We start from the raw sequence: 26,837 nt of genomic DNA, 5'->3' as shown, positions 1-26,837 counted from the left end.
ATAAGAAGTCAAGAAAGATGAAATTTGAGCTCTAAGGAATCCGAATAATCATTGAATTCAAAAAAATAGTATACCAAGAGAATAGTCTTGAAGTAGTATAGGAAAACGTAAGGGATCTTGTTAATATCAAACAACATTACAAGGCATTGACAAAATTCATGATTTTCTAGATGATCGTATAAACAATTCACTAATTGATAGGACGATAAAAGAAGGGTGAAATCAAAAATTGCTCAAAAAAATAGAGAATTCTATCTAGGGTGAACAGTCCATGAACAATAGAGATCTTTCCAATTATCAATTTTATCAAAATTAATTTTCAATAATCAAATGAGTACACCATTAAATATAATTTTCAGCTGGTTCGAAAAAGGTGATATTCCTACAGAATATCAATTTAAGGAGACCTTTTCTTCATTCCGCCATTTAGATGATAAAATCAAAATGGATGAGGTGATGGGCTTATATGAAGCTTTTCAAAAAACGTTGTCTACCACAACTTTTACCAATCATCTGGAGGATGAAAATGCACATCATTTAGCGCTGGCAAAGCTTAATGCGTCCAATCTTACTGCTGCCAATATAGATGAATGGAAGGAAAAATTAAAAATCAAATTAGCGGCTACTATAGATGGAGGTGAAGAAACTGGAAACGTCTATACAAAAGAGCAAATCGGAGAAATTGTAAATATATTTCAGGCAAAGGATGAGGAAATGCTTGAGGGTATTATGAAAATTAACGAAATGCTAGTCTCTAATGATGTAAATCTTGATAAACTTCAGGAGATCGTAGACTATATCAAAGAAAACAGGGAGTGGATAAAGTTGCTTCAAGAGGCGGTCATCAGAAACATTTTAGATGATAAAATCTACCTCGTTGGGAGGTATACAAACTGGGGTGCGATCACTTATCAAAATCAGTTTAATGATTTGGTATATGATAAAATTAAAACGATCGAAGATCTGGCCAGTTCCGAAAAAATTAAATACGAAGAGAGAGTGAGGGGAGACTCCAGGATCAAACATGATCTTGATACATTAAGTTTTGTGATTAATGCTTATGACATCGTTACAAAGTTTACAGTACCCCTTAAAGTGAGAAGAATAGACACCAATAATATTGAAGTGCTGTTTGATTCATTACCACCAAATATAATTCAAATAACAATTAAAAAAATATAATTATGGACATTAAATACGCTTATTATCGAAGTTCTGTTGGATACAAAATAGAAGGGAAAACAGACAATGATATTTTAACCGCTGGCGGTAACACGAGATCAATCAATTCTTTCTGGCATGATGGAAATTTAAATCCGTTAGACTATGTGCCAAAAACAAGAACATTAACAATTAACGGAACGGCTTATGATTTGTCAGCAAACAGATCATTTACAACACCAGACACCATCACCCGTCTTAAAGGAGGAGCATCAGGTTCTTTGGTTTCCGGGGATGTTACCCTTGCTGCTGGTTCTAATATGGCGATTAGTCAAGCCGGAAATACAATCACATTAGCCTCTACGGATACAACCTATAGTGCGGGTAATGGTTTGACATTGACAGGAACTTCATTCTCTTTACCGGTTGCTACTTCAGGTACAGGAAATGTGGTTACGGGAATTACTCAGACAGCCAATGGAATAACAGTGAATCTGGGCTCTGTGCCTACCTCTTCGGATTTGGCTAATTATATCCCGTTATCACAAAAAGCGGCAGCGAATGGAGTTGCTACGCTGGATGCATCCGGGCAGGTGCCAGCATCTCAATTGCCTTCTTACGTGGATGATGTTTTGGAAGGATATTATAAATCTGCTGACGGAAAGTTTTACAAAGAAGCAGCTTATACTAACCTCATTGCCGGGGAAACAGGTAAAATTTATGTATCTCTTGATACCAACAAAACTTACCGATGGACGGGAACAACGTTTGTTTATATTACTTCCGGAGCGGTAGATTCTGTAAATGGATTAACAGGTGTTGTCGTCTTAAACAAATCGCATGTTGGCTTAAGTAATGTTGATAATACGGCAGATGCCGCGAAAAATGTTCTTTCTGCTACAAAATGGGCTACAGCGCGAACGATTACGCTTTCCGGAGTTACTGCAACGGCACAAACAATTGATGGTTCAGGAAATATAACAGTTCCTATTACAGCTGTTCCTGCGACATTACTTACAGGGACTGCAGCAATCAATACAACCGGATCAGCTGCAAAATTGACAACACCGAGAACAATTTCTGCAACAGGTGATGCTGCATGGACAACAACTTTTGACGGATCAGCAAATGCTACCTCAGCGTTGACATTAGCTGCAACAGGGGTAACTGCCGGAACGTATGATGAGGTTACAGTGGATGCTAAAGGTAGAGTTATTGCCGGAAATAATAATGTAAAATCATATACTACTGCTATTTCCGGAACATCGAGTGTGGCCCACAACTTAGGGACTAGAAATGTAGATGTTGCCATGTATGATACCGTGACATTTTACAAAATTGACGGCAGGATAAAATTAACCGATCCTAATAAAATAGATGTTGAATTTGATTCTGCTTTGCCTAATACTGTATCGATAACAGTAACCCGTAAAGATATTTAGAATGGATGTAAAATATGCATATTATAGCACTTCTAAAGGCTATAGAGTAGTGGGCGGTACAGCCGCCCACTTTTTAAAGGCGGATGGTTCCTTAGATAGTAAAGAGTATATTGATAGGTATTCAGAGCAAACCATAGACTCTACGAAAACCATAGGTATTCAAAATACGATATATTCCGGATGGGACAGATCATCAGTAGCTAACCCACAGATGGGGCCAATCTCTTTACTTAATCTTGCATTACAGGGAGCTTATCCTTTATATGGAGACGAGGAATTCAGAAATGGAAACAATAGTATAGGTATTTATAATAACTATGGTAATGGTAATGTAACCATGACCAGAGAAGCGGCCTCTAATCTTCCGAATAGATCAGGAATGCAGTTGAGATTCAATTACAATGGTAATGGAGCTACTCCTGGTTTAGGCGGATTTATATTAGGATTTATGGCCAGAACTAATGCTGTATTTATTCAAAAGTTTATGGCCAAACTTCCTGTAGGATATTCATTTAATAATGCTGAAAACTACATGGGAGCTAATGCTTCAGTCATTTGGTTAACATCAAGAGCCGGGACTGGAAAATGGGAAACTTATGTTAGAGCAGTGATGTGCGGAACTGGAACTAGTTTTGGAAATGGAGGTCATGTATATGTTAGCGGTCCAAATACAGCACTGGAATTCTATTTGGCTTTTGCTGAAATTTATGAAGTAAACAGCTCCGTATTTTCCAGGATAAAAGAAGCTTTCTATGCTAAGAATGAAACAATCCATTTTAATGGGGCTATATCTGATTTAATTACTGTTGGGGATTCATATACTCAGAAAAAATTATTATCCACATCATGGGATGGAACTAATGGAGACCAAATTCTCTTAAGGGTTCCGGGAAGTCAGAATAATGGAGCTTATCTTAGATATTCTCAGAATGGAGCTTTGAATGGTAATATAGGATTATTGGGGTCAGATAATTTAACGGGTGGTCAGATACTCAATTCTCAAGGAGATAATCTGTATCTGGGAAATTCATCATTACCCAATATGGTACTTCAAACGACTACTAATACTCTATTTAATTATGCAGGAGTAGGCAGCATTTATAACTTTAATGTAAATGGTGTTTACTTGGATAGAAATATTAATTTTAATAAGGATAACTCTGGCGTTAATTTCTTTGATGGAGGGAAGGTCTATAAAAAAGCTGGAGGGGGAGTCCATATTAATAAAGGAAATAATGGGCTGGATCCCAGAGTTGAAAATGCAGACGGGTCTCAATCATGGGTAATATTCCATGGAGGAAATTACAGTCCTTTTAAAAATTTAAGAAATGGGGTTGTTTTAGAAGATGTTTCAGAATCAGGTATTTACAGACAGGATCTTCCAACATCCGAATTTAATTATACCACTACTTTAAACCTAAACTCTTCTGATGGCAGGCAGCAGCTTACTATTGATAGAAGTGGAAAAGGAATGAAATTCCGCGGAACTCCTACAGGTTCAGGAAATGCGAGCTGGTCAGATTGGAGAGAAGTTTATCATTCAGGGAATTTTAATCCTGCAAATTATATAACACAGTTTACTTTAAATAACCAGTTAGGTAATTATGCTGCATTGAATGGTGTTCAGACTTTTACAAATACCAATACTTTTCAGCGGAGTCCTGTTATTCCACCAGGAACTTTAGGGACTCATGCTGTAAATGTAAACCAGCTCAATACAAAAGCTAATGGTCAGGAAAATGCTACGGCAGTTGGTTTCTCGTCTGGAAATGTACCGACTTCAGATGGGAATTCGTTTCCGTATATGTATCATAATTCAGGGTTATATGTAGCGTTGGCAACACAGTCTTATCTGCAAACCAATTTTTTAAGTACTCCGAATGGTACGTCTGTTATTATTTCAGGTTCAAATCTAAATAATTACCTTAAAACAGGTTTTTACAGAGGTTCTGGATTAACTAATGCACCTTTTAATAATACCGGTTGGTGGTATGTAACCGTTGAAACTCATGACGGTACCTGGGTTACACAAAAGGCCACTTCATTTGGTTCAGGTAACACTTCCAATATAACTTACCAAAGGACTATGGCTGGGGGTAACTGGTCAGGCTGGGCACAAGTTTGGACTGCTCAGGATTTTACCGCAACAAGTATTCAGCAATGGAATTATATGGCGCAGTACGGGTTACAGCTCAACTCGGACTTTTCGGTCAATACAGGATCAGCTTTAGCCATTGGAGATGGTCATTTTGGAGCTGAATCAGGTGTGATCGACTTTAAATGGCGTGCCCTTGTAGCAGCAAAAAGAAAAGAATATTACTGTTATGGTTCAGAGCATGATGGATGGTCTGGTCTCAACTACCATGGGGAGAGTAAACTCTTTGGAATGGGAAGGGAATCTAATAAGAATGATAAGTTAACCGTAGAAGGCTCCGTAAAAGCCAGTAAAAACTTTAAGTCAGAGGAGGAAAACCCAGATACAATGTTTATTCCTAATGGGAGAACAGCTACTCTTAAAGATGAAATTGTTAATGATCAATCTGATCCTGATAATTATGCCGTTAGATTAGATCCACACGAATATGAGTTCTCTTCTCCTGGAGATCTTAGCATAGACGATAGAAACAGACTTATCCATATTATTGGAGAGCAGATTAAGATGGTGGTGAATTTCAAAGAAATCTATCCAAAACAGCAGATCGTTATTTATAATTTTGACTATAATGGAGGTACGATGGGAGTTGATATATATGGCAAAAGAGTATACAATATTAGCGCGGGCTGTTCTCTTAGATTGTATGTGACAAAATCACGAAGAGTGATTGCAGAACAAGAACAGAAATCTAAGTTTATTTGGTAAGAAAATAGAACAGTTGTTCTACGGAATATAGAAATTAAAAACATCTCACAATAATTTAAGATAGAACCCACAGTTAGAGGATGAAAGTCTTCTGATTGTGGGTTTTATTCATTTTTCAGTTTTGCACCGTATCTAATATAAACAAAAGTCTTGCTAGCTTTAATTTTTAGAGAGAGTTGATATTAAAATCGATAACCAATACTCAATCCAAGCTTTATCACCTGGTCATGATCTGTTTTGTCTGCGTTGAACAAAAGTCTTCCATAGCCTGCGTTGGCTTCAAAAACAAATCCTTTCTTGGTAACCAGTTTATAACCCAGACCCGCACCTAATGCGAGATCATAAACATCTTTACCTTCAGTGAATGTCACGTTGTCTGGTGCGTATATTTTTTTTCCATCAATAGAAGTGAACATTCCAAATCCTTCGACAAAAAAACCGGAAGCATATTTTTTTCCAAAATAATATCGGTAATAAGGGGAGATGAAGTAATTCATATCATCCTCTTTTGTATTATCATATATAACAAATGCAGAGATTCCCAATGATGAGTGTTTGTTGAGGTGTCGCTCGAAACCTGCTTCCACAGCACCGGATAATGGTGAGATAAGATTCAGTTTAATTTCATTTTTTTTCTCATACGGATCTCCATTGTTTTTGTTGTTTTGAGCCTTGACAGAATAAAAAGCAAACAAAATGATGAGCAATAAAAAAGTTTTTTTCATAAAAAATTAATTTGAATTATTTAACGGCAAAACTCAAATAATTCAAATTAGAAAGGGTTTCAAAAGCTTAAAAATGGAGAAAATGGTACTTATTTGATGGTGTTTTTATATTCATTGGGTGTCTGGCCCGTAACTTTTTTAAAGGCTTTATAGAAAGTCGTTTTTGAAGTAAACCCAGATTCTAAGCCCATCGTCAGCAATGTATAGTTTTCATATTCCGAATCTGATATCATTTCCTTGACAGCTTCCACTCGATATTGATTGATATAATGAGCAAAGTTGTCTCCTGTGATCGTGTTTACAATTTGTGAAACATATCCCGCACTTATGCCCAGCTTTTCAGCAACTTTTTCTCTGTTTAATGTACTGTCTGTATAAATGTGATCATCTTTGCAGAGCAGCTCTAGTTTTTGAAAATAAAGATTATCAGCCGTTATAGATTCTTTGTATGTTTCTGCAGTGCTATTTTCTTGCGTTATACTGTTTTCTGCAACTTGCAGATTGGGATGTATAATAGCCAAATCGTTGTTTAGAAAATGGTACACAGCATCTTTGTTTTTTGCAAGCTTGTATTTGTAAATGCCTATGTAGGCTGTCCAGTGCATAATAAATGTTGCCGATAAAGCCAGCCCACTCATGGTAGAGGAAATATCTATTCCAAAAAAGAAGCCAGTCATATACGTAATTAGCCAGGTAGATAATAATAAGTAGAGCGTAGTTAATAAGGTAATTACCCATTTTTTCTCTTGTGGGTCTTTTAAGTGCCTTATCATAAAATAAGAGTAAAAAGGGGGAAACAGGATGATGATAAAGGCAAATAAAAGCTGGATCAGTCTAAGTATATTGATGATGAAAATGCCTGAACCTGTGATTTTATAAATTCCTAAAATATCATTAAGATGGTATATAATAGCAAAAGTAGAGGAATAGACAAACGGAATATAATACAAATAAGTTCTTTGTCTGTTCTTTACGGTATCGTCAATTCGGTTTATTATAAACTGGAAGATGAAGACGGGGAGTAAAAATATCCACTCAATATAGTCCAGAAAACAAAGCCAAGGATAGGACCTAAATGCCCCTTCAATTTCAAAAACATAATTCAGTAAAACCATGGAAAGTGCAAATAATAAGTAGGCTAAATACTTATTCGAATTACTATTGAATAGGGAAGATTTTAATATAACTACGCCTAAGACTATTCCCTGGAAAATCGCAATATTTAAAAGTGTTGTATAGATCAATTTTATAAAAGTGGTTATAAGGATTTATGGTGGCTAAATGTACCTCTTTCATAAGGATTGATAAAAAGAATTAACTTTTTTAAGAATTAGGAAATGAGCTCGGCTAAAATTATTTGATGTCATTATACAAGCTATCAACTACTTTTTCTAAAATTTCTCCTGTTTCATTAAAGCTGGTGTTTGTCAATATGGATATTCCTATATTTTGTTTAGGGTAAATCACAAACCAATTCTGCATTCCGTATATCCCACCGTGATGTCTGTAGATTAATGTATTATCATTTTCTATGATGTACCAATGATACCCTTCCCAAAAATCAGAACCTTCTTTATATAGTTTTTTATGAGATTCATTGACAATAAGATTGGATGGGTCAAGCTGCAATTTCATATATTTTACTAAATCTGTGGTCGTAGAATGCAATCCTGAAATTCCACCCCATAAAGTTCTGTTGAAGTTGGGCATGAGCTCATTTTTATCATTATAGCCTTTTACCAATCTTTCTCTGTCATTTTCATTAAGGGTAAACTTAGTTTGGTTCATTGCATTGGGTTTCAAAATAAATTCAATGACCAATTCCTCAAAAGATTTTTGATACACTTTTTCAAGGATATAGGCGGTCAGCTCCGGAGCCGTGTTGGAATAGGAATAGATTTCTCCGGGTTTCGTTTCAATTTTGATGAGTTTCAATCCTTCAAAAAAAGCCTTTTTATTTTCGCTTTTTATAGGGAAATTAGGAAATCCACTGGTATGGGTGATGAGGTGTTTGATTTTGATAGGTTCACCTTTAAATTCTAAATTGGGATAAGGTTCGTTAAGGTAGATTCTAATATCATCCTCTAAATTGAGTTTTTTATCAAGTACGGCTTTAGCAGCTACATAACCTGTAAAGGTTTTAGTTACAGAAGCTAATTCATAAAGGGTAGAATCGTTGGGTTGGTTTCCCTTTCCAATCGTTAATTCTCCAAAATGTTTGATGGTGGATTTTCCATCTTTAAGCACTGCAATGGAAACAGAATGAAATCTTTTGTCCTCTAATAGCTTTAGCGCATTTTTTGTAATCGCATGTTCAACGTTTTGTGTATTGCTTGGATGAACACTTTTACACCCAACTAAGGCAAAAAATAAAATAAGGGTTACATATTTCATGGTCAAAATTTTAATTTGATATTCATAATCTGATGCAAATATGCTGTAGAGAACCCTGAAAAAAGTCCGTATAAAAAAAGTCGGACTCATTTCAATGAATAAAATGAGTCCGATTATTTACAATCTAAAGTCCGATTATTTACAATTTGTTAATTATCAGCTGTTTCTGAATGCTGTTGGTGTTTGATTCGTATATTTTTTAAATGAAGTATGAAAAGAAGATTTTGAATTAAAACCCACTTCATATAAAATTTCCAGCACTGTATATTCTTTTTTCGTGGGATCTTTCAGAATGGTCATTGCTTTTTTAATGCGGTATTCATTCACGAAATCAAAAAAGTGCTGATTGATATGATGATTAATCAAAACAGACAACTCACGAACCGGAATATTCACCTGATCCGCCAATTCCTGAATTGTTAGGGAAGGATTTAAGAAGGGTTCTTTTTCAGCCATGAAATTTTTAAGCTGTTCGATCTGTAAACTTTTTGTTTCGTCGGTTGTATTTTCAGTTTCAAAAGTCTCAGCAAAATCTTTTGTCGGTTGTAAGGTAGAATCAATTCTGCGAAAAAGCTCAGGATAATGTAATGCCTTTAAGATAAACCAGCAGGCAGCCAATAAAAACACCGTTCCCGCAACAATATTCAGCCATATAAATAGATCTTTATGTTGCGTGTATCTTACGATGTTTTTTAAAATAATACATACATGGATGACTAAGAAAATCATGGTAAGCTGAGACAGCCATTTGTATAGCAAAGTGTTGGGATTCGTGTAGTTTTCAAGATAAATCTTCTTGTATTTTTTAAGGACGAGGAATACTCCAACGATATAAAAGAAAAACTGCAGCTCCCCAATGAGTTGATAAGCCAACATTTCAGGAGAGTTCCACATCGTTGTAAAGAAATCTTCTTTAGTAGCACCTTCTGCCAGATAAAGTCTTGGAACTAAAATTAAATTGACAACAATGAAAGGGATAAGATGCAGTAAATGCTTTCTTTTTAAGGTGAAATCAGAATAACACACGGCATTTACATACAGATAGAAAAGCGGCATTACCAATAAGTAAGCAGATATTTTGAAAGCTTTCAGATTATAACTATCCACAAAAAGGTGCATAAAAAGTCCGCTGATATCAATGGCATTAATGATAAGGAACGTGGCAAATAATCTGTTTTCCAGTTTTCTTTCTGTTTTTACCGTTAACAAAAATACGGCAAGCAGCAACGATATAAAAACGGCCATCGCAGCAATAACTTCCAGAAAACTTAATTTATCCATTGAATCTTTTTGTAAAAATAAGATATAAGTAATAAAGAAAAATGGCTGTCAATAATCATTTTTCAAATATTGTGCTATGGTGTGGAAAGTCTTCCAACTTTGAGCTGGTGAATAAAATCATTTGCTTTAAATTTGCTTCAAAGTTAGGAGGCTTTGGGGAACATGAGTTAAATTTTATTTTTATAAATGAAAAAAGAAGAGAAAAGTATATTTACAATCATAACAGATTATTTATATCAGTTTAAGGTATTATTTATTATTTTACTCATTGTAAGTTTCTTTCCAAATTTAGTAAAGAAAATATACGAGAGTTATTACGAAAAATATATTATAAAAATTTTATTACATTTTGATAAATCCTTTTTATCTGATGTTATTTTAATAGTTATTATAACGTATATAGCATACTGGACGTATATAAAATTAAAAATTAAATTCTATTTAAAGAATACCTATGTGATATATTCTATATTAATAATTGTCTTATATCTCATTATGAGAATATGTTACAAAGATCAGTTATTAGAAACGTTCTTTTTAAAGGATATTAAATATTGTGACTTCTTCGTTATTGTTGGATTTATCCCAATTATTTTGAAGCTTGGAATTTATTTAAAAAATAAAAAGAGTAATATAAAAGATAAGGATCGTTTTTTTTTATCTGATGAACCGATTGAGGAATTAACTGAAGATATTCTAAATAGGAAAAGTATGTCTGCTCAGGTTGTGCGATTAATACAGAAACGTGATCCAGATACTTCTTTATCAATTGGAATTGTAGGTGGATGGGGATATGGAAAAACATCTTTTATGAGTTTTGTTAAAAGTTCTTTTAAAGATGATAGTAAATATATCGTAGTCAATTTTAACAGTTGGTTAAATGTATCAATTAACTCAATAATAATTGACTTTTTTGATACAATTGAAAAAAGTATTAGCAAACATAGTATAGATGTTTCCAAAGAATTTAAAAAATATGGAAATCAAGTACTTTCAATAAACAAAACTCACATAACTGAAAGTATTTTAAATTTGATCAACCTAATACCTGATGATAATCTTTCTGATAGTTTTAAAAAGTTAAATACACTTCTTAATGAAATTGACAAAAAGATAATTGTTTTTTTTGATGATTTGGATAGACTCCAACCAAACGAGGTATTTGAAGTCTTGAAATTAATTAGAAATACAGCATCCTTTGATATATTTAACTATGTTGTTGGTTATGACAAAGAATTCTTAATAAAATCATTAGAATATAATAATATACCTTATCCTGAAAAATATTGTGAAAAAATATTTATAAAAGAGTTTTACTTACTCCCTATAACACAATCTATTATAAATGAATATATAAAAAATAAACTTTCAGATTTCTTGCCTGAAAAGAAACATGAGATAGAAGGAATATTTAATAATGTTAATGTTTTAACGATATTGGATGAGGAAATAAACATTTTTAAATCAATAAATAATATAAGAGATGCAAAAAGATTTATTTATGAATTTATAATAGGTGTTGAGCAGGTTATTTATGATGTAAAATTTGAAGATTTTCTGTTTATTAAACTATTAAAGTTTTCCTATTATGATGTGTATTCGTTATTGTTTAATAAACAAAAATATCTCGAAAACAATGAAAATGCTTTTAGTGGTGAAATGCAATACATTCATTATAGGTTAAAAATAGATAAGGAGAGCAAAAGGAACTCACTTAGAGATACTTTTGAAAATTCATATTTATATTTTGATTTAATATCATTAAATATCTATAATGAATCACAACTTAAAAACATAGTTAGTATCTGCAATCAAATTTTTAAATTACATAATAATTTAAACGTTAGTTCTTTGTCCATAATATATGGAGATAATTATTTTAAATATTTTGAAGATGAAATTTCAGAAATAAATTATAAAGCATCAGATTTTGAAAACTTTATAAAAAGTAATTTTATTGAACAGAAGAAAATCATTGATAATCTAGAAATCGAAGATAAATTAAATAGTCTCATTCTATTTTTATATAAAATAAATGTTTATAATGATATTATTTCAAAATCTCAATATGAAAATTTTGTCAGAATTTTGTTTTATATTGGAAGTTTAAATTCAGATAAGACTGATACTCAATATCGAGGTATAGATTTTGACATACTAAGAAATTCAATAAATAATTATGAAAATTTAATTGTTGAAAGATTCGGCTATAACAATATTAGTGAATTAAACCAATTTATTAAAAGTATTCTTTATCAAGAGAAAGAAAGCTATTATTTTGAAATAGACTTCATTAAATATTTATATACAGAATCTACTCAATATAATACTCGATATAATAATATTTTGTTAAATAAAGAAGAAGTAATACAGTATTTGTTTTTTTGTTTTGATAAAGAAGTTCCAAAAATTTTTGGAATTGACAATAGATTTTTTAATTGTTATAACCTTTGCTTATTACCCGAATATATTGAAAATGAATCTGGTAGATTAATTAAATCATTAACAGTACTTGAACGAAATAAGGAAAAAATGCTCTATGATATTATTCCTAAGTATTTAGATGAATTTCTGTTAAAATGTGTTATTTTAGAAGAGGATGAACATTATGTGGGAGAATATACCGGGAAAGTAGGATTGCCAAATAAAGACCCTCTAAAATTGTTTCAAACATATTCAAATTTTATACAATATTTAGAATCTGATAAATTAATTCAGAGTATAAATAATGAATCAGAATTTATAACAGAATTTATAGTGTTTGCAAAAGAAGTTGATTCTAAAAAAAAATTCATTGATTTTAATTTCACTTATGCGCCTGCAGTTGAAAAAATTCTAAAAGCACTAAGAGACGAAGAATAAATCAAATCATAATGAAGAACTTTATGTTTTTACAGTTGAAAGAAACTATATTACATAAATACAGTTAAATTGAAGATAAATCAATATCTTAGTTTTCCAATTGTATCTGATTACTGATAATAATTTTTAATTCTTTTTTACAAAATCAAACTCATTAAGTATTTGATTAAGTTTTGCTGCGCAAAGTCTCTCGACTTTGAGCTAGTAAATAAAATCATTTTTTTTTTATGTTTACTCCAAAGCCAGGAGACTTCGGAGAGCTAGGTATAAATAATAAAGAAAAATGGCTGTCAATAATCATTTTTCAAATATTGTATTTCATCATCAACAGTCCTTCATATTTTACTAATCTGTTCTTTCGTAATCCAATGTTTCAGTGGGTTGAGAATGTTTTTGTTTTATTATTTTCAATAAAAGTGGTTTATTTTTCGTATATTTATAAAAATGTCTATTAGTACTTTATAAAATAAGTTGTAAACATTAGTAATTTTTAAATAAAATAAAATGAAAAGTGTTTATGTAAGCGAAAGCGACGGACATAGAATTGGTGAAACTCCAATGAAATCAATAAGTATAGCGTACTTAATTTTAGTACATCGCTTACCGAATCAATTTAAGAAGCTTTTTAAAGCCATCTACGATTCTACTAATTTCTACCTTATTCATATTGACAAAAAAGCCAATCAGGAAATTGGTAAAGATGTAAAGGATTTTTTAGAACAATATCCGAACGTACATATCCTAAACAGTGAAAATGTTATTTGGGGAGGATATAGTATGGTTCAGGCTGAGTTGGATGGTATAAAATACCTGTTGAGCATGGATGCAAAATGGGATTATTTTATAAACCTAAGCGGGCAGGATTATCCGTTAAAATCACAAAAAATCATCAAAGAGTTTTTATCGAAAAATAATGGGAACAGTTATATTAAAATTGACAATCAGGAAAAGATAAGACCTGAAACGATGAATAGAATTGAGAATTATTTTGAAGAATTGGAAGATCGTATTTCTGAAAAAACTCATAAAAGAGGTTTTATGAAAGATGTCATCCCTTATATCGGTGGGCAATGGATGATTTTGACGAGAGATTGCTGTGAATTTATCAATAGCAATGTTGAGGTTAAAAAATTTGAAGATTATTATTTAAATACCTTAATTGCAGATGAATCTTTCTTTCAAACCGTTTTAATGAATACTTCATTTAGAGGTACTTTAGTCAATGATGACAAAAGAGCAATTATCTGGATTCCTGACGGAGACATCAAATTACGTCCTAAAACATTCACCAAAACAGATATCAACTTTCTTCAAACAGGAAATCATCTTTTTGCCCGGAAGTTTGATGATAATGTTGACAATAAAATAATTGATTATATTAAGATTAAATATGATGAGCCTTTTAAAACATTAGTAAAAATAACCAATGTGAAAAATATTGAGAAAAATTTTAATCATCTAAACTAAAAAGATTATTAAAATTGTAATAATTAACCTTTATCAGATTTGATAGAGGTTTTTTTATTGCTTTAAAAAACAGGGAAGTCTCTCGACAGAATATCGATAATCATCTTTACAAGCTACCTTTAATCTTTTGTATAAGCGTTCTCTGTATAAAACAAATGCCAGTCGGCATCAATAAATTTTAAGTTATAGTTAAAACTTCGACTATGATAAGATTAAAAAAATGGTCTCTCTATTTGTTCCTTCTCAGAATAGCTGAAAAAGTTTTTCCGGTCGCCTTTTACAATAGAAGCTTGAGAAACAGATGACAATGTTTTTGCTTTCCTGCATTGTTAAAGATGTTTCTTCATATATATACGATGTTATCTGTATCATTTTGAGATAGCTTCTTCAAATTCTCAACGGAACTTTGGGCAAAAACCTGAATAAAAAGGAATGAATAAATATATATCATATAAATTATAAAGTTATTTCTAACAATAGTGAATCAAAAAAAATACACTGCATAAAATAGTAATACGGTAAATTGTAAATTTTAATTAATTTAATTAAAATACATCATAATTTAATAATTGTTAATTATATATCAATATTTAATGAAATAAAATTCAAAAACGATAATTTAATATTTAATTATAAGATGAAAAATAATTTTATAATATTTAATAAAAAATTATTAATTTAGCCTTAATTCAGTAAAACACATAATGAAAGTTAAGTGTTGTAAACAGAACGGTAAGATAAGAGCCCTATTGGTGTTTTTATTTATCATTTGTCATACTTTGATAGCAGCTCAAACTTCAATCCCTGAAATAGACAAAAGAAACGATGAAGCAAAAGCTCTGTTTGATGAAAGGAAACATGACGAGTCTCTTAAATTATCTAAAGAAATTCTTGAAGAAGCTAAGCAAATTGGCTATTCTAAGGGAATAGCGGCTGCCGCCATAAGAATTGCTATAGTATATGGGATGAAAAGAGAGCCTAACAACAGTTTGCCATATACTCTTATGGCTCAGCAGGCAGCGAATGAGATAGGGGATTATAGTTTGAAAACAAAGATTGATCATGTCCTGGGAGGTAACTATGCAGGGATGGAAATGATTGATGAAGCTGTAAAAACCTTTAGAAGAATGGTTTCGGATGCAAAAAAGATTCCGGATCCTGAAAAAAGCTTTCTACAAGAAAATGTAGCGTATCATAATTTAGCTGCGACCTATCAGGTCGGGAAAAAAATGCCAGATTCGGCTTATTATTATTATACAAAAGTATATAATGCCTTCAAAGATAAACCCAATATTGATCCAAAAGTAAATGAGATTTTACTGCGTGCTTCAATATACATTGATGAAATAAATAAGAAAAAAAAAGATTCTGTCCCAGCGTATTCAACAACAATACAGAAAGTCTTATCGCGAAGTAATGACTCCAGCGCCGTTTATGCCTATCAAAGTTTAGCCAATGCTTCCTTCTACCAAGGGAAGTATGAAGATGCCAGGAGATATAACGAGATTTACATCAAGTGGGCCAAAAAACACAAATACTTAATGGGTTTGAATACGGCTTATGACCTGAGATACAGAATTTCAGAAAAGCTTAATGATCTGGCTAAATCCCAGAAAGAATTGAAGGAATATGTATTACTAAAAGATACAATTACTGATATTGATAAAAAGAATATTCAGACATCTCTTAAAAATATCATCAAAACTAAAGACGAAAATATTAAGTCCGAAACCCACACAAAAAACACTTTATTTTTCTGGATAGCTTTAATCATAGCATTATTTATTGGAAGTCTGTTTTTCTTTAAAAATTTTATTAAGAAAAAACACAAAGAAAAAACAATCGTTATCTCCAAAAAAGAATCGGAAATTACTGTACTTCAATCCAAAATCAATACGGCTTTTGAAGAAGTAGCCATGCTGGCGAAAACAAATTCTCCTAATTTTTTCATACGGTTTCAGGAAGTGTACCCGGAGTTTACCAAAAAACTCCAGGAGATCAGTCCAGGGCTAAGAACCTCTGAACTCACTTTGTGTGCTTATACTTTTTTAGGCTTCAACACCAAAGATATTGCCGACTATACTTTCAAATCAGTCAACACAGTCAGAAACAGAAAATACAATCTCAGGAAAAAAATGAACATTCCTACCGAAGAAAATATGGGAATGTGGTTCAGAAAATTAATGAAAGAGGATGCCTTATAACATAATTCACCTTTATTTTCAATGATTTCTATCAAAACACTATCTCTTCTTTTTCAGGAAGAATAGGCTGCATCAAGAATATCTCAACCCAATTTTTAACTGCATCATCAGGTGTGAGCATACGTCCAACTTCTGCCAATGTCAATACATTTGTAGTTGCCAGATGGGTATACCGCCAATTTTGTGAGTGTGCAAAATCTCATAACAACTGCTGCAGCAAAAACTTTAAGCAGCCAACTCAAAGGGACCATCACAAGAGTTTTTATAAGAATGTAAATTGACTCATAGCCTGTGCGAATATTAGCACAGGCTAATTACTAATGCCCTAAACTTATATTACATGTACCAGTATTTTTTAAGATTTACCACACTATGTATTGCCGGTTACTCCTTTAAATCTGATACCATAATAGAACCTGGAATATCATCTCCGAAAGAAAAAAAACGAATAAGGTTTAAAACGTTAATAAATATAAATTTTACACAGAATAAAATTCATCATTCTGATTTTCAATAATTTAAAACTAAATGGTACACAGATGGTATCCCCTTTTTTTGTAGTTTAAAAGTGATTTATTGTTCATTTGTACTGTTTTCCAATCCTGAGTAGGGTTTAGAAAATACAAACACAATGATGAAAAAAACTGAAAGAAAAAAAACAACTATTAGGGGAGAAGCAGGTATATCGAAAAATAAAAATAAAGATATATCTGCTGTTTTTAAAAACCCTTTTTTCACTCCCTTTTTAAAACCAAGGGCTTTTATTGATATATCATCAAAAGCTAAAGCATGCAGGTTGATTTTTCTTATACTCAAAAACACATCTATTATACGGCCGCCGCCCTGAGTTTTTTCTAACCTTTCATTTAACACATATAAGAATTTAAATTTAAAATACAATGAATAAAAAATTATACCTTCCACTCTTCACACTAGTATTTGGTGTGTCTGTATGTGGACAAGTTGGTATCAATACTCCAACTCCCAAAGCAACTCTTGACGTAATGGGAGATGCTGCCAATACGTCAAAACTGGATGGGGTTATTGCACCAAGATTAACAGGAGATCAGCTCACTGCAAAAACCTATACCACGGCTCAAACGGGGGCTATTGTATATATTACTGCCGCTGCTGCTTCACCTGCAGGGCAAACCCTTAATGTTACCACAGTCGGATACTATTATTTTGATGGAAGTCTATGGAAAGTCATAGGCAGTGGAGCAAGTACATTAACCGCCGATAATATTACGACAAAGATCGACAGTAATACCATCAAAGGGCTCTTCTTCTACATGCCCAGTATTGCTTTAGATCTTACCCAGCCTTCTGGGATAGTCAACTTATATGCAAGGTACACCGCTCAGTTCGGTTTGACCGATACCACTACTTCAACAAAAAATCCTGCAGCTCCTGCAGCGATTCCTGTTTTAGCCTCTAATCAGCTCAATTATTACATCACCTATTATGATAAAACGGTGCTGTCCAATGTTCAGGTTTCTGATACAGGCCAGCTGACCTATGATGTGATAGGGTCGGCAACAGATGCTACCTATGTCAATATTGTATTTGTTCAGAAATAATAAAAGACATGAAATATAAATTAAAATATATATACAGTTTGTTCATCATTCTGATAGGAGTGACAGCAAACCTGCTTTATGCCCAGTACCCGGGAGGGGTTTCTTCCGGAACAACACGGGGATACAAAGTAGATTATTATAATGGTACTTTTTCTGCAGAGACCCAGTTTGGAGCGGGTACTTCCAATGCCGTTCCCGGAAATACCGGATATAGCAACAAGATTACCGGAACCGAGTTCAACAATATAGATGGAGATTATTATGGAATGGAGTATACCGGAACCCTGGAAATTACAATATCCGGGAATTATACATTTCAGGCAGCGGCTGATGACAGAGCATGGTTATTTATTGATAATAGTTTAGTCCTGTCAGCTCAAGCCGGTACTAATGCTGCCAATATTGTCAATCTTACAGCAGGTGATCATACGATCAGATTTAAGTATTACGAATTAGGAGGTGATAATTCAGCTTCCTTACAGTTTACAGCAGTACCCGCAGGGGCAACAGGCTTTACATTACCAGCGGATGTAGACGGCCGTTTTGTGCGGTCAGACAATAGCAAGATGACGGCATGGTACAAAGCATCTGATCTTTCTGTTACTCCTAATTTTGCCGGACCTGGTTATGATAAGGCAAATATCTGGATCAATAAAGCTCCCGACTATGCAGGGAATGGTAATTTATCCTATTTAGGGGTTGGGAATGCCAGCGCTCAAATCTCTGTTGGGTCTTCGGTTAACTTCAATCCGGGACTCATCTTCGATGGTGATGATGCTTTTGCTGCGGCAAATACACAAAAAGGATTAAGTTATCGCGGAGCTACCAAGAGTATGTTTATGGTAACGGATTATGTCTCGAATGTAGCACAGTCAAATATCTGGTTGTTCTATCATGACAATGGAACAAATAATACCAGCAAGTCCATCGGTTTTTATAAAGGTACTCAACCCAATACACAGCTTGCTGTATGGGGAAGTGGTGCTACTGGTCCGGCTTCGGCATATACAGCTAATGAACCTAAATTACTGGGTGGCTTTGTCGATCAGGTTACCGGTGCTTCTGCACCACAGGGTACCAATCCCCTGCAATTAAATACTAACGGAAGCAATGGGACAGGTGCTAATGTATTTTCAGATGTAACTGCTGGTGGGGGACTTATCGTTCAGGCAATGAATACGGCTTATTTTCCGGAAGCCATTTATTATCCTTTTAAACTTGATGCAACGCAAGAGAAAAAAGTAAATTCTTATCTGGCGGTTAAATACGGGATCACTTTAGCACACGATTATATCAGTACAACAGGTACCACGGTGTTTGGATTGACGCCCAATGCAGGTTATACCAACCGTATTTTTGGGATAGGAAGAGAGCTTACGGCAGAAGGTCTCAACCAGAAACAGAGCCAGAGCCAGATGGCTTCGGCCACAGGTTACGATTTCTTGGTGGCATCCAAAGGTGCAGCTATCACCACAACCAATGCCGCAAACGCAGGCGTACTTACAGAGGGGACCTATTTATTAATGGGAGATAATGGCGGGGCATTAGCCGCACAAACCAACGAGATCCCTGCTTCTTTTTCTTCCGCTTGTACCAGCAACCGTCTGACAAGAGAATGGAAAGTTCAGACTACGAATAACCCTGGGGCAATTACCATACAGGCAGGGAGTCTTACCAGTGGGTCTTTTCGCTTTCCGGGAAATGCAGCAGGTATAAGCCTGTTGATAGATACCGATAACGATGGGGATTTTACCACGGGAACGGTGACTGCCGTTCAGGCTGCTTCTGTTTCCAGTACGGGTGTGGCTACTTTTACAGGGGTCAATCTAAGCAGCGGTAATGTGATTACCATTGCATGGAGTGTAGTGAGCCCCGGTGGTGTGAGCCCCGGATTAAAATTATGTGTAAAAGCAGATGATAATAACCTCGCAACAGGTAATGTTAGTATTTGGCCTGACTTAAGCCCCAGCGGTAATAACCTGTCCCGTTCTGCAAACAGCGCAGTCGTCAAAGTAGACAATAAGTACAATTATAACCCTGCGGTATATTTTGGTAATACTGAATATGAATATATATCTTCCATCAACTCGCTTGGGATGAATGGTATCAACAAGTACGCTGAGTTCTATATCCTGGACGGAAACGGAGGAAATACTTCCTCAGATCAATGGGATGAAATCATCACTTTGGGTGGAGGCAATCACCGTTGGGAAAATAGCGCTGTAGGATTAAATAATGGGTCTTATGGTGTGTATGGTACTGGTACAGCCAGTAGCTCTACAGGTTCAGGCACAAGTCCTACCATGAACAATCTGGGTTTATACAGCAACTCAGCAGATGGAACCAACGCCATTTTCAGAACCAATGGTATCATAAGAGCTACTACTGCTACTTCAGCCAACCTCTCCTTATCTGGTAATTTTAGAATTGGTAGCGATGTGGATGCTAATAGTGCTGATAACAATCCCAACTGGAATACCTTCTATACTCCGGAATTGATTGTGTACAATACCAACTTATCGGTAACACAAATTACCCAGATCAATTCATATTTGGGGATTAAATACAGCATTCCGCTGGCAGATGGTACGTCAACAGACTATCTCGCCAGTGATGGCACCACAAAACCCTGGGCAGCTAATGCCACCTATAAATATGGGGTGTTCGGTATCGGGCGTGACGACTGTTCTGGCCTGAACCAGAAGCAATCCAAAGCCTATATTGATGGAACAGATAATGTAGCCTTTGGCCTTACGTCTATTGCTGCAGCAGGCAATGCTGCCAATGCAGGCAACTTTTTGAACAACAGGCAGTTTGTAATGGTTGCTAATGACAACGGATCGCTTACCGGTAGCAATACTAATTTACCGTCAAGTTATACAGCGCTTTCCTGTAACCCGTACCGTTATACCCGCAACTGGCTGGTAAAAAATACAGGTACAGTTACAAACGCCCTGCAGGTGCAGGTGGGTAACAGCAGCAGCCTGATTGCCAGCAACTGGAGTAATGTGACACTTGCAGTAAACAGCGCAGGCGATAATACCTTTGCAAGCGGAACAACCACCTTGTACCCATCAGCGGGTGTTAATGGCGGTGTTGCTACCTTCAATAATGTAACATTGCCCGATGGTGCCGTATTTACTATATGTTATACCCTTGGTTTCCCTGGGGGCGTAAGTAAACCGGATGCAGCTTCAGGGGTTACTATTGCCGGTGCCAACTATGTAAAAGGCCTGGCTTACAAATTATATGGAACCAGTGGTGGTATAAGAGATTTTAATGCTGCCGCTACTGCACCAGGTACTGGCACAGATACGAATTTAAGCAGTGGATATTACAACAATATTTCAGATGATTTTGAAGGTTTCTTTTCACAAAAAAGAGCTCAGAATTATGTCATTACGTTTTCCGGGAAGGTGCTGGCTCCCCGTACAGGAACCTACCAGTTCCGTACCAGCGCTACTGATGATCAACTGGTGTTAAAAGTAAACAATACGTTGATCTTTAACCAGACTACAGTTACAGCAGGCAATGTGGTTTCACCTACTACACTTACACTAACAGCAGGGCAGTATTACGACATCACCCTGATTTGTGGTGCTGCAGGAGCTCCTAATAATTTTAACCTTCAGTGGGATGGTGCTATAGCAGGTACTTTTGCGGCCATTCCGGATGCCAATTTGTTTGTATCACCGCAGGGTCCTTCAGCATGGTATGCGGCAGACAATAATCTGCTGGCTACAAAGACTGATGGCACTAACCTGGGAGGTACTGTATGGCCTGACCAGAGTGGAAATGGAAATGATGTAACAACTCCTTCAGGAAACAATCCAATCTACTATTCTGCCAATACAAGCTATATACGTAATTACAATCCTTCTTTATATTTTACCGCGGATTATTTCTATAGCGGGGCATACCTTAACGGCTTTGCTTATGGGCAAACGGGTAAATCGATTGTGGCATTGGGTGCAAATAACAATAACGGTACCGAAACAATGTACACTGGTTACGGAAAAGATAATGGTACTGGAACAAACTTCGGCCTAACCCGTCAGGGTGGTGGTAAGCTACTGTTGTTTACCGGCAGTAATAATAATCTTACCGAGAGTACGGCTTTTTATGGTACCTCAACTGTAACAACCAATATCATCAATGCTATCCTTACAAAAGGTTCGGTAGCATCATTGTATGCCGATAATGCCTTAAGGGGAACCACTACGCTAGGTACGGCAATCAATACAAATTTCAATGATAATGATGAATTGGAAGTGGGCAGCGGGCCTGATTATTCAGGAGTCAACTATACACAAAATCTCAATGAAGTATTGTATTATCCATGGGATCTGTCTGTAACAGAACGCCAAAAAGTGAACAGCTACCTGGCGATTAAATGGGGAATAACCTTAGACCAGAGTACAGCAACCAATTACCTGGCAAGTGATGGAACTACAATTTGGAACGCATCTGTCAACACAGCATTTAAGAATGACATTACAGGTATTGGCCGTGATGATTGTGGTAGTTTGAATCAAAAACAGAGTACTGCTACAGATGGAAATGATATTGTAACGATAAGCAAAGGAGCTTTAACAACAACCAATGCTAACAATGTCAGTAATTTCCCAAATAACAAAAACTTTGTGGTATTGGCTAATAATGCTGCTGCCAATAGCTTTACTAATTTCAGTACTGACGTTCCGGTTCTTGGTGCCCCTTGCTACAAACGTTTAAACCGTGAATGGCTGGTGCAGACCACCGGTACACCTGGACCAATTAGCATGGTTGTAGGTAAAAACAGTCTGTTTACCTTCAGTGCAGCAACCTTCAAACCTGCCTTGTTAATTAGTAATACAGCAGGAAGTTATGCGGGAGCAACCATCGTACCGGCTACACGCATCTCTCAGGGGATGGCTTATTTTGACAATGTTACGCTGGCAGCTAATCAATATTTCACATTTGCATTTATAGAGGCGGGACCCGGCGGTGTGACGAATGGCCTTACGACCTGGTTTAATTCAGACTATGGGGTCTTTACCGATGTGGATCAGATTAATAATGCCACAAACGATGGTGATGTTGTAAAACTTTTAAGCAACCTTAAAAATGGGGCGACTTTTTCTAATGTACAAAGTGTAGGTGCTGGTTTTGATCCGATCTATAAAGTAGGTTCATTCAATTATAATAACGGAACTTTATTCGATGGTGTCAATGATGTTATGGCAACACTGGGCAACATCAATTCTACTGATTATCGTACCACGACTACTATGACCAGCATCTTTACCGGAAAAATAGCGGCTCCTACAGGTCAGGTTTTCTGGTTCCATGATAATGGAGGAGCAGGAACCATCAAAACCTCTTTGGAACGTGTGAAAGGATATTGGAGCAGTGATACCACTTTTCCATTGAACAGAACACCTACGCTGACGACTTCTGAAATTTACACCTTTGCCAATACGGTATCAACAGGGTACAGACTATACAGTAACCTTGCGACAGTGGGCTCGGGAGTGGTGTCAGGAGCTAATTCAACGGCTAACGTGAGCGGTAGATTTAGAATAGGAAATGATGCTTTGGGTACCGGCGGTAGTCCTGCCAACTTCTATTTAGGTGAATTTGCAATCTACAGTGATGATAAAGGAAGTTCATCTTCATTAGAAATGCGTAAGATCCATTCTTATATGGCCACCAAATATGGCTTTACCTTAGACAAGACGGCAATGGGAGGACAATATATTGCCAGCAGTGGTACAGCAACTTATAATGATACAAATTACTGGAATCATATTACCGGGATTGGCAGGGATGACTGTAGTGCATTGGAGCAGAAGCAATCGTTCAGCCAGGAAGCATCCGGTGCTTTGGTAAAAATATCCAATGATCCGGTAAATGGTTTGGCGATATCGAATGCAGCGAATACAGCTTCTTTTGCAGCCAATAACTCTTTCTTATTATTTGGTGACAATAACAAATCTCTTACATGGGAAGGGGTAAGCAATATTGTTTATTCTACGAACAACCTCATGAAATTGAACAGGATTTGGAGAGTCAAAGAAACAGGAGCTACTGCCAATCCTATAGGCAACGTATTTTTACAGGTACCTGCCAGTACAAGTACAGCGACAGATAAGCTGCCTGTTCCTAAAAACTCACCGAATGATCCTATCTACCTTATTGTGTCAAATGCGGCATCAGGAGGATCTTTCAACAATCCTACCGTTGTTCCTATGATTCCGAATGGGACAGACTGGACGGTAACGTATGATTTCACAGATGGTGATTACTATACGTTTGCTACTTTGGAGTCTTGTCTTGCCCCAGTCGGTATTACGGACGGATTAACTTCATGGTATAAGGCTACAGATATGGATGCAGTTACCAACGGAGGAGTCATTGCCAATGGAACAACCAATGTTCTCATTGACAATAGCGGCAATGGTAATAATATGGACAGAAATACAGTAGCCTCATCTACTGCGACTGTAAAAGCAGGAACGGCAACTCTGTATAACTACAACAGATATGCTGATCTGGCAGGCAGCGCTGCCTTTGTCAAATCAGGTCTAAATGCTAGCGCTATTTTCAGTTCAAACCAAGGAAGCTTATATACTTCAGGAAATAATGTAAACAGTTTGTTTGGACTGGTTTCAAGTTCAACTTCTTCAGTGGACAGAGTAGGGATTAACGGTACAGGGACATATGCTCAAACCGGATTTTCAAATTATTCAACAGGCTCAGAACCTAGTATCCGCAGTCTTTTGTTTAATACTACCGCTTCAACACCAACAACAAGATTGTTTTCAAGAGAAGATGGAACAAATGGAGCCAGAACAGGAACAATAGAATCCGGCAACCTAACTTCTTTAGCTGTAAAATCTGATTATATCCTAAGCTTTGGGACATTTACTGGCGGTACTGCCCAACCTACCCATAGAATAGCTGAGGCATTTACTTATAACCGGGTTTTAACGGCTGATGAACAAGATAAATTGGATACTTATATGGCCATCAAATATGGAAGAACATTAAGTCACAATTATTACAGTCCTTCTTATGATGGCACGAATGCATCTGCTACAACGATTTATGATATTATTGCCCCTTACAATAAGAGAGTATTTGGGGTGGGTAATGATCTAGGAGGCTGCCTGTCTCAGAATCAGTCTACTTCTTCAAATACGGATAGTATGGTGAAAATAAGTGTTGACGGAGCGGTCTTAGCTGAAAACAGTCAGGATAAAACCAAATGGTTGGAAAACAGAAGCTATGTTGTGATGGGTGATGATGGAGGTACATTACCTTGGGTATCAACGTCAAAACCCAAACTGCTGGCAAGAAATAACTGTGTTCTGAGAACCGAGAGACAATGGAAGGTAACCGCTACGGGTAATAATCCGGATCTGTTCATTACCGTTCCGGGAGATTATAATGGTAATATCAATCCTGGTGCGGCCACAGCTAAACTACCTTCATTGGTTTCAGGTAATAGTGTATATATGATCATCAGTGATAAAGCTGACTTTACAGATCCAACGGCTGTACAGACAGAGATTGTGATGGTGTACAATACGACTTCCAAAGAATGGGAAGCAGCAGGAAACACATTTGCTGCGGGGGCTACAAGATACATCACGTTTATCCAAAGACCTGCCGTGTGTGGTAAGCAATCGATTATCACCAATCGTGCAACAAGTACACAACAACTCAAACACTAATACATTGTATAAGATTCTAATTTTAGTTTAATAGAGTATCCTTTTTGGGGCTATCGTGAAAAATAGCCCCGAAATGATACTTGTAATGTAAAAGGCAATAAAAGAAGAATCGTATAAAATTGACCGTTAAAATATACTTCAATGATACAATACTGTAATCTGATAGGAAAGACAAGAGAAGAAATTTTAGACTTGCTGAAAAACAGAGAGTTTAATGATCGTTATTCAGACGAATGGATTGTCTGTCTGGGTAGAAATTATCTGGGAAGGAAGAGATTTTTATATCTGTTTTTTGAAAATAATATAATTAAAGGATACTGTACCGTAACTAAAAACTTGTGGAACAAATAAAAACGCAAAATATGATTGATTTTAAAGATATACATATAGGAAATCTCATTGAAATCAAATGGAAAGAAAAAGAAATGGCGATAGAAAGGACCTGTAATTTTTTCAAATGCTCAGAAGAGGAAGTAGACAAGATGTTTCTTCATGCTTCTATCAATACTGAAACATTATTAAAGTGGAGTAAGCTTCTGGAATATGATTTTTTCAGGATATACAGTGGGCATCTTATTTTATATTCCCCAGCTGCATCTTCAAATCCTCTTAAAGAAAAAAAGCCATCACTTGTACCAGAATTCAGGAAAAATATTTATAACAAAGAAATCATAGATTTTATTCTGGAGCTCATTGTAAATGATAAAAAAACGAAACAGCAGGTTATTGATGAATATAATATTCCTAAAACAACTCTTTACAAATGGCTCAGTAAATATAAAAACAAACAATAATCCTAAAAACAAACTATGAAAAATACACCTAATTATTCCAAAATCTATAAAGATCTTATCTTGACCAAATACCCCGAAAAGTGGAGCACCTGTGAGAAATTCCTCACCAAAGATCCTCTTTCGGTATTGGATGTAATCAAAATTAACAATATTCTTTTCAGCAATAAATCCAATAAAGTAGTATTAGATTTTAATCAGAGGCACAAATCTTATACCCGGACTACCGTATTCGAGATCCTGGATTTTCAGAAAAAAAACAGACTTAATAATACTCAGCTGGCAAAACATTTTAAAATGAGCAGGAATACAATTGCAAAATGGAGAAAAATATTCTTTGCAGAATTTTAAA

The 26,837-nt window shown here is 35.3% G+C and carries 16 protein-coding genes; 11 read left to right on the top strand and 5 right to left on the bottom strand.

Features of this window, described 5'->3' with window-relative positions; all coding sequences use genetic code 11:
* Positions 1–330: 330 nt before the first annotated feature.
* The 3 genes from C1634_RS24855 to C1634_RS24845 are packed head-to-tail and all read left to right on the top strand — an operon-like array spanning position 331 to position 5,463.
* The gene (locus C1634_RS24855) at positions 331–1,182 is read left to right on the top strand and encodes a hypothetical protein (protein WP_103233963.1); all 852 of its coding nucleotides are present in this window, start codon (positions 331–333) and stop codon (positions 1,180–1,182) included.
* Positions 1,183–1,184: 2 nt separating this feature from the next.
* On the top strand, positions 1,185–2,603 hold the full coding sequence (locus C1634_RS24850; protein WP_109739323.1) for a phage tail protein: 1,419 nt from the start codon (positions 1,185–1,187) through the stop codon (positions 2,601–2,603).
* 1 nt (position 2,604) lies between these two features.
* Positions 2,605–5,463, top strand: coding sequence for a pyocin knob domain-containing protein (locus C1634_RS24845; RefSeq protein WP_103234172.1), 2,859 nt, complete (start codon positions 2,605–2,607; stop codon positions 5,461–5,463).
* A 182-nt stretch (positions 5,464–5,645) separates the two neighbouring features.
* Here the strand turns inward: C1634_RS24845 and C1634_RS24840 are convergent, their stop codons facing one another.
* From C1634_RS24840 to C1634_RS24825, 4 genes are all read right to left on the bottom strand, one after another.
* Positions 5,646–6,188 carry a DUF3575 domain-containing protein gene (locus tag C1634_RS24840; protein ID WP_103234171.1) on the bottom strand — a complete coding sequence of 181 codons (543 nt, stop codon included), beginning with the start codon at positions 6,186–6,188 and terminating at the stop codon, positions 5,646–5,648.
* 89 nt (positions 6,189–6,277) lie between these two features.
* Complete coding sequence (locus tag C1634_RS24835; protein WP_109739322.1) at positions 6,278–7,432, bottom strand: helix-turn-helix domain-containing protein; 1,155 nt, start codon at positions 7,430–7,432, stop codon at positions 6,278–6,280.
* 109 nt (positions 7,433–7,541) lie between these two features.
* Positions 7,542–8,582, bottom strand: coding sequence for a serine hydrolase domain-containing protein (locus tag C1634_RS24830; protein ID WP_103234169.1), 1,041 nt, complete (start codon positions 8,580–8,582; stop codon positions 7,542–7,544).
* Positions 8,583–8,738: 156 nt separating this feature from the next.
* Positions 8,739–9,863, bottom strand: a complete 1,125-nt coding sequence (locus C1634_RS24825; RefSeq protein WP_109739321.1) for a helix-turn-helix domain-containing protein — start codon at positions 9,861–9,863, stop codon at positions 8,739–8,741.
* A 186-nt stretch (positions 9,864–10,049) separates the two neighbouring features.
* Between C1634_RS24825 and C1634_RS24815 the strand changes: the two genes are divergently transcribed.
* The 3 genes from C1634_RS24815 (at position 10,050) to C1634_RS24800 (ending at position 16,396) form a co-directional block, all read left to right on the top strand.
* Positions 10,050–12,725, top strand: coding sequence for a KAP family P-loop NTPase fold protein (locus C1634_RS24815; RefSeq protein ID WP_109739320.1), 2,676 nt, complete (start codon positions 10,050–10,052; stop codon positions 12,723–12,725).
* A gap of 504 nt (positions 12,726–13,229) precedes the next feature.
* Positions 13,230–14,192, top strand: coding sequence for a beta-1,6-N-acetylglucosaminyltransferase (locus C1634_RS24805; protein ID WP_228410162.1), 963 nt, complete (start codon positions 13,230–13,232; stop codon positions 14,190–14,192).
* Positions 14,193–14,896: 704 nt separating this feature from the next.
* Entirely contained in the window at positions 14,897–16,396 is a 1,500-nt protein-coding gene (locus C1634_RS24800) for a helix-turn-helix domain-containing protein (protein ID WP_123921577.1), read from the top strand.
* A gap of 573 nt (positions 16,397–16,969) precedes the next feature.
* Here C1634_RS24800 and C1634_RS24795 read toward each other — a convergent pair.
* Entirely contained in the window at positions 16,970–17,269 is a 300-nt protein-coding gene (locus C1634_RS24795) for a hypothetical protein (protein ID WP_123921575.1), read from the bottom strand.
* A 26-nt stretch (positions 17,270–17,295) separates the two neighbouring features.
* On the opposite strand from C1634_RS24795, the gene C1634_RS24790 reads away from it, so the two are divergent.
* The 5 genes from C1634_RS24790 to C1634_RS24770 all read left to right on the top strand — a co-directional run bounded on the left by C1634_RS24790 (position 17,296) and on the right by C1634_RS24770 (position 26,836).
* A complete protein-coding gene (locus tag C1634_RS24790; RefSeq protein ID WP_103233465.1) occupies positions 17,296–17,976 on the top strand; it encodes a hypothetical protein in 681 nt (226 codons plus the stop codon).
* A gap of 8 nt (positions 17,977–17,984) precedes the next feature.
* Complete coding sequence (locus tag C1634_RS24785; protein WP_109739318.1) at positions 17,985–25,694, top strand: PA14 domain-containing protein; 7,710 nt, start codon at positions 17,985–17,987, stop codon at positions 25,692–25,694.
* 141 nt (positions 25,695–25,835) lie between these two features.
* Entirely contained in the window at positions 25,836–26,045 is a 210-nt protein-coding gene (locus C1634_RS24780) for a hypothetical protein (protein WP_103233467.1), read from the top strand.
* 11 nt (positions 26,046–26,056) lie between these two features.
* The gene (locus C1634_RS24775; protein ID WP_109739317.1) at positions 26,057–26,488 is read left to right on the top strand and encodes a helix-turn-helix domain-containing protein; all 432 of its coding nucleotides are present in this window, start codon (positions 26,057–26,059) and stop codon (positions 26,486–26,488) included.
* 15 nt (positions 26,489–26,503) lie between these two features.
* Positions 26,504–26,836: a transposase gene (locus C1634_RS24770; RefSeq protein ID WP_103235285.1), complete on the top strand. Its 333-nt coding sequence runs from the start codon at positions 26,504–26,506 to the stop codon at positions 26,834–26,836.
* Position 26,837 lies beyond the last annotated feature (1 nt).

It is taken from the genome of Chryseobacterium viscerum (assembly GCF_002899945.2).
GTDB lineage: Bacteria > Bacteroidota > Bacteroidia > Flavobacteriales > Weeksellaceae > Chryseobacterium > Chryseobacterium viscerum.
This window is presented reverse-complemented; position numbering and strand designations above follow the sequence as displayed.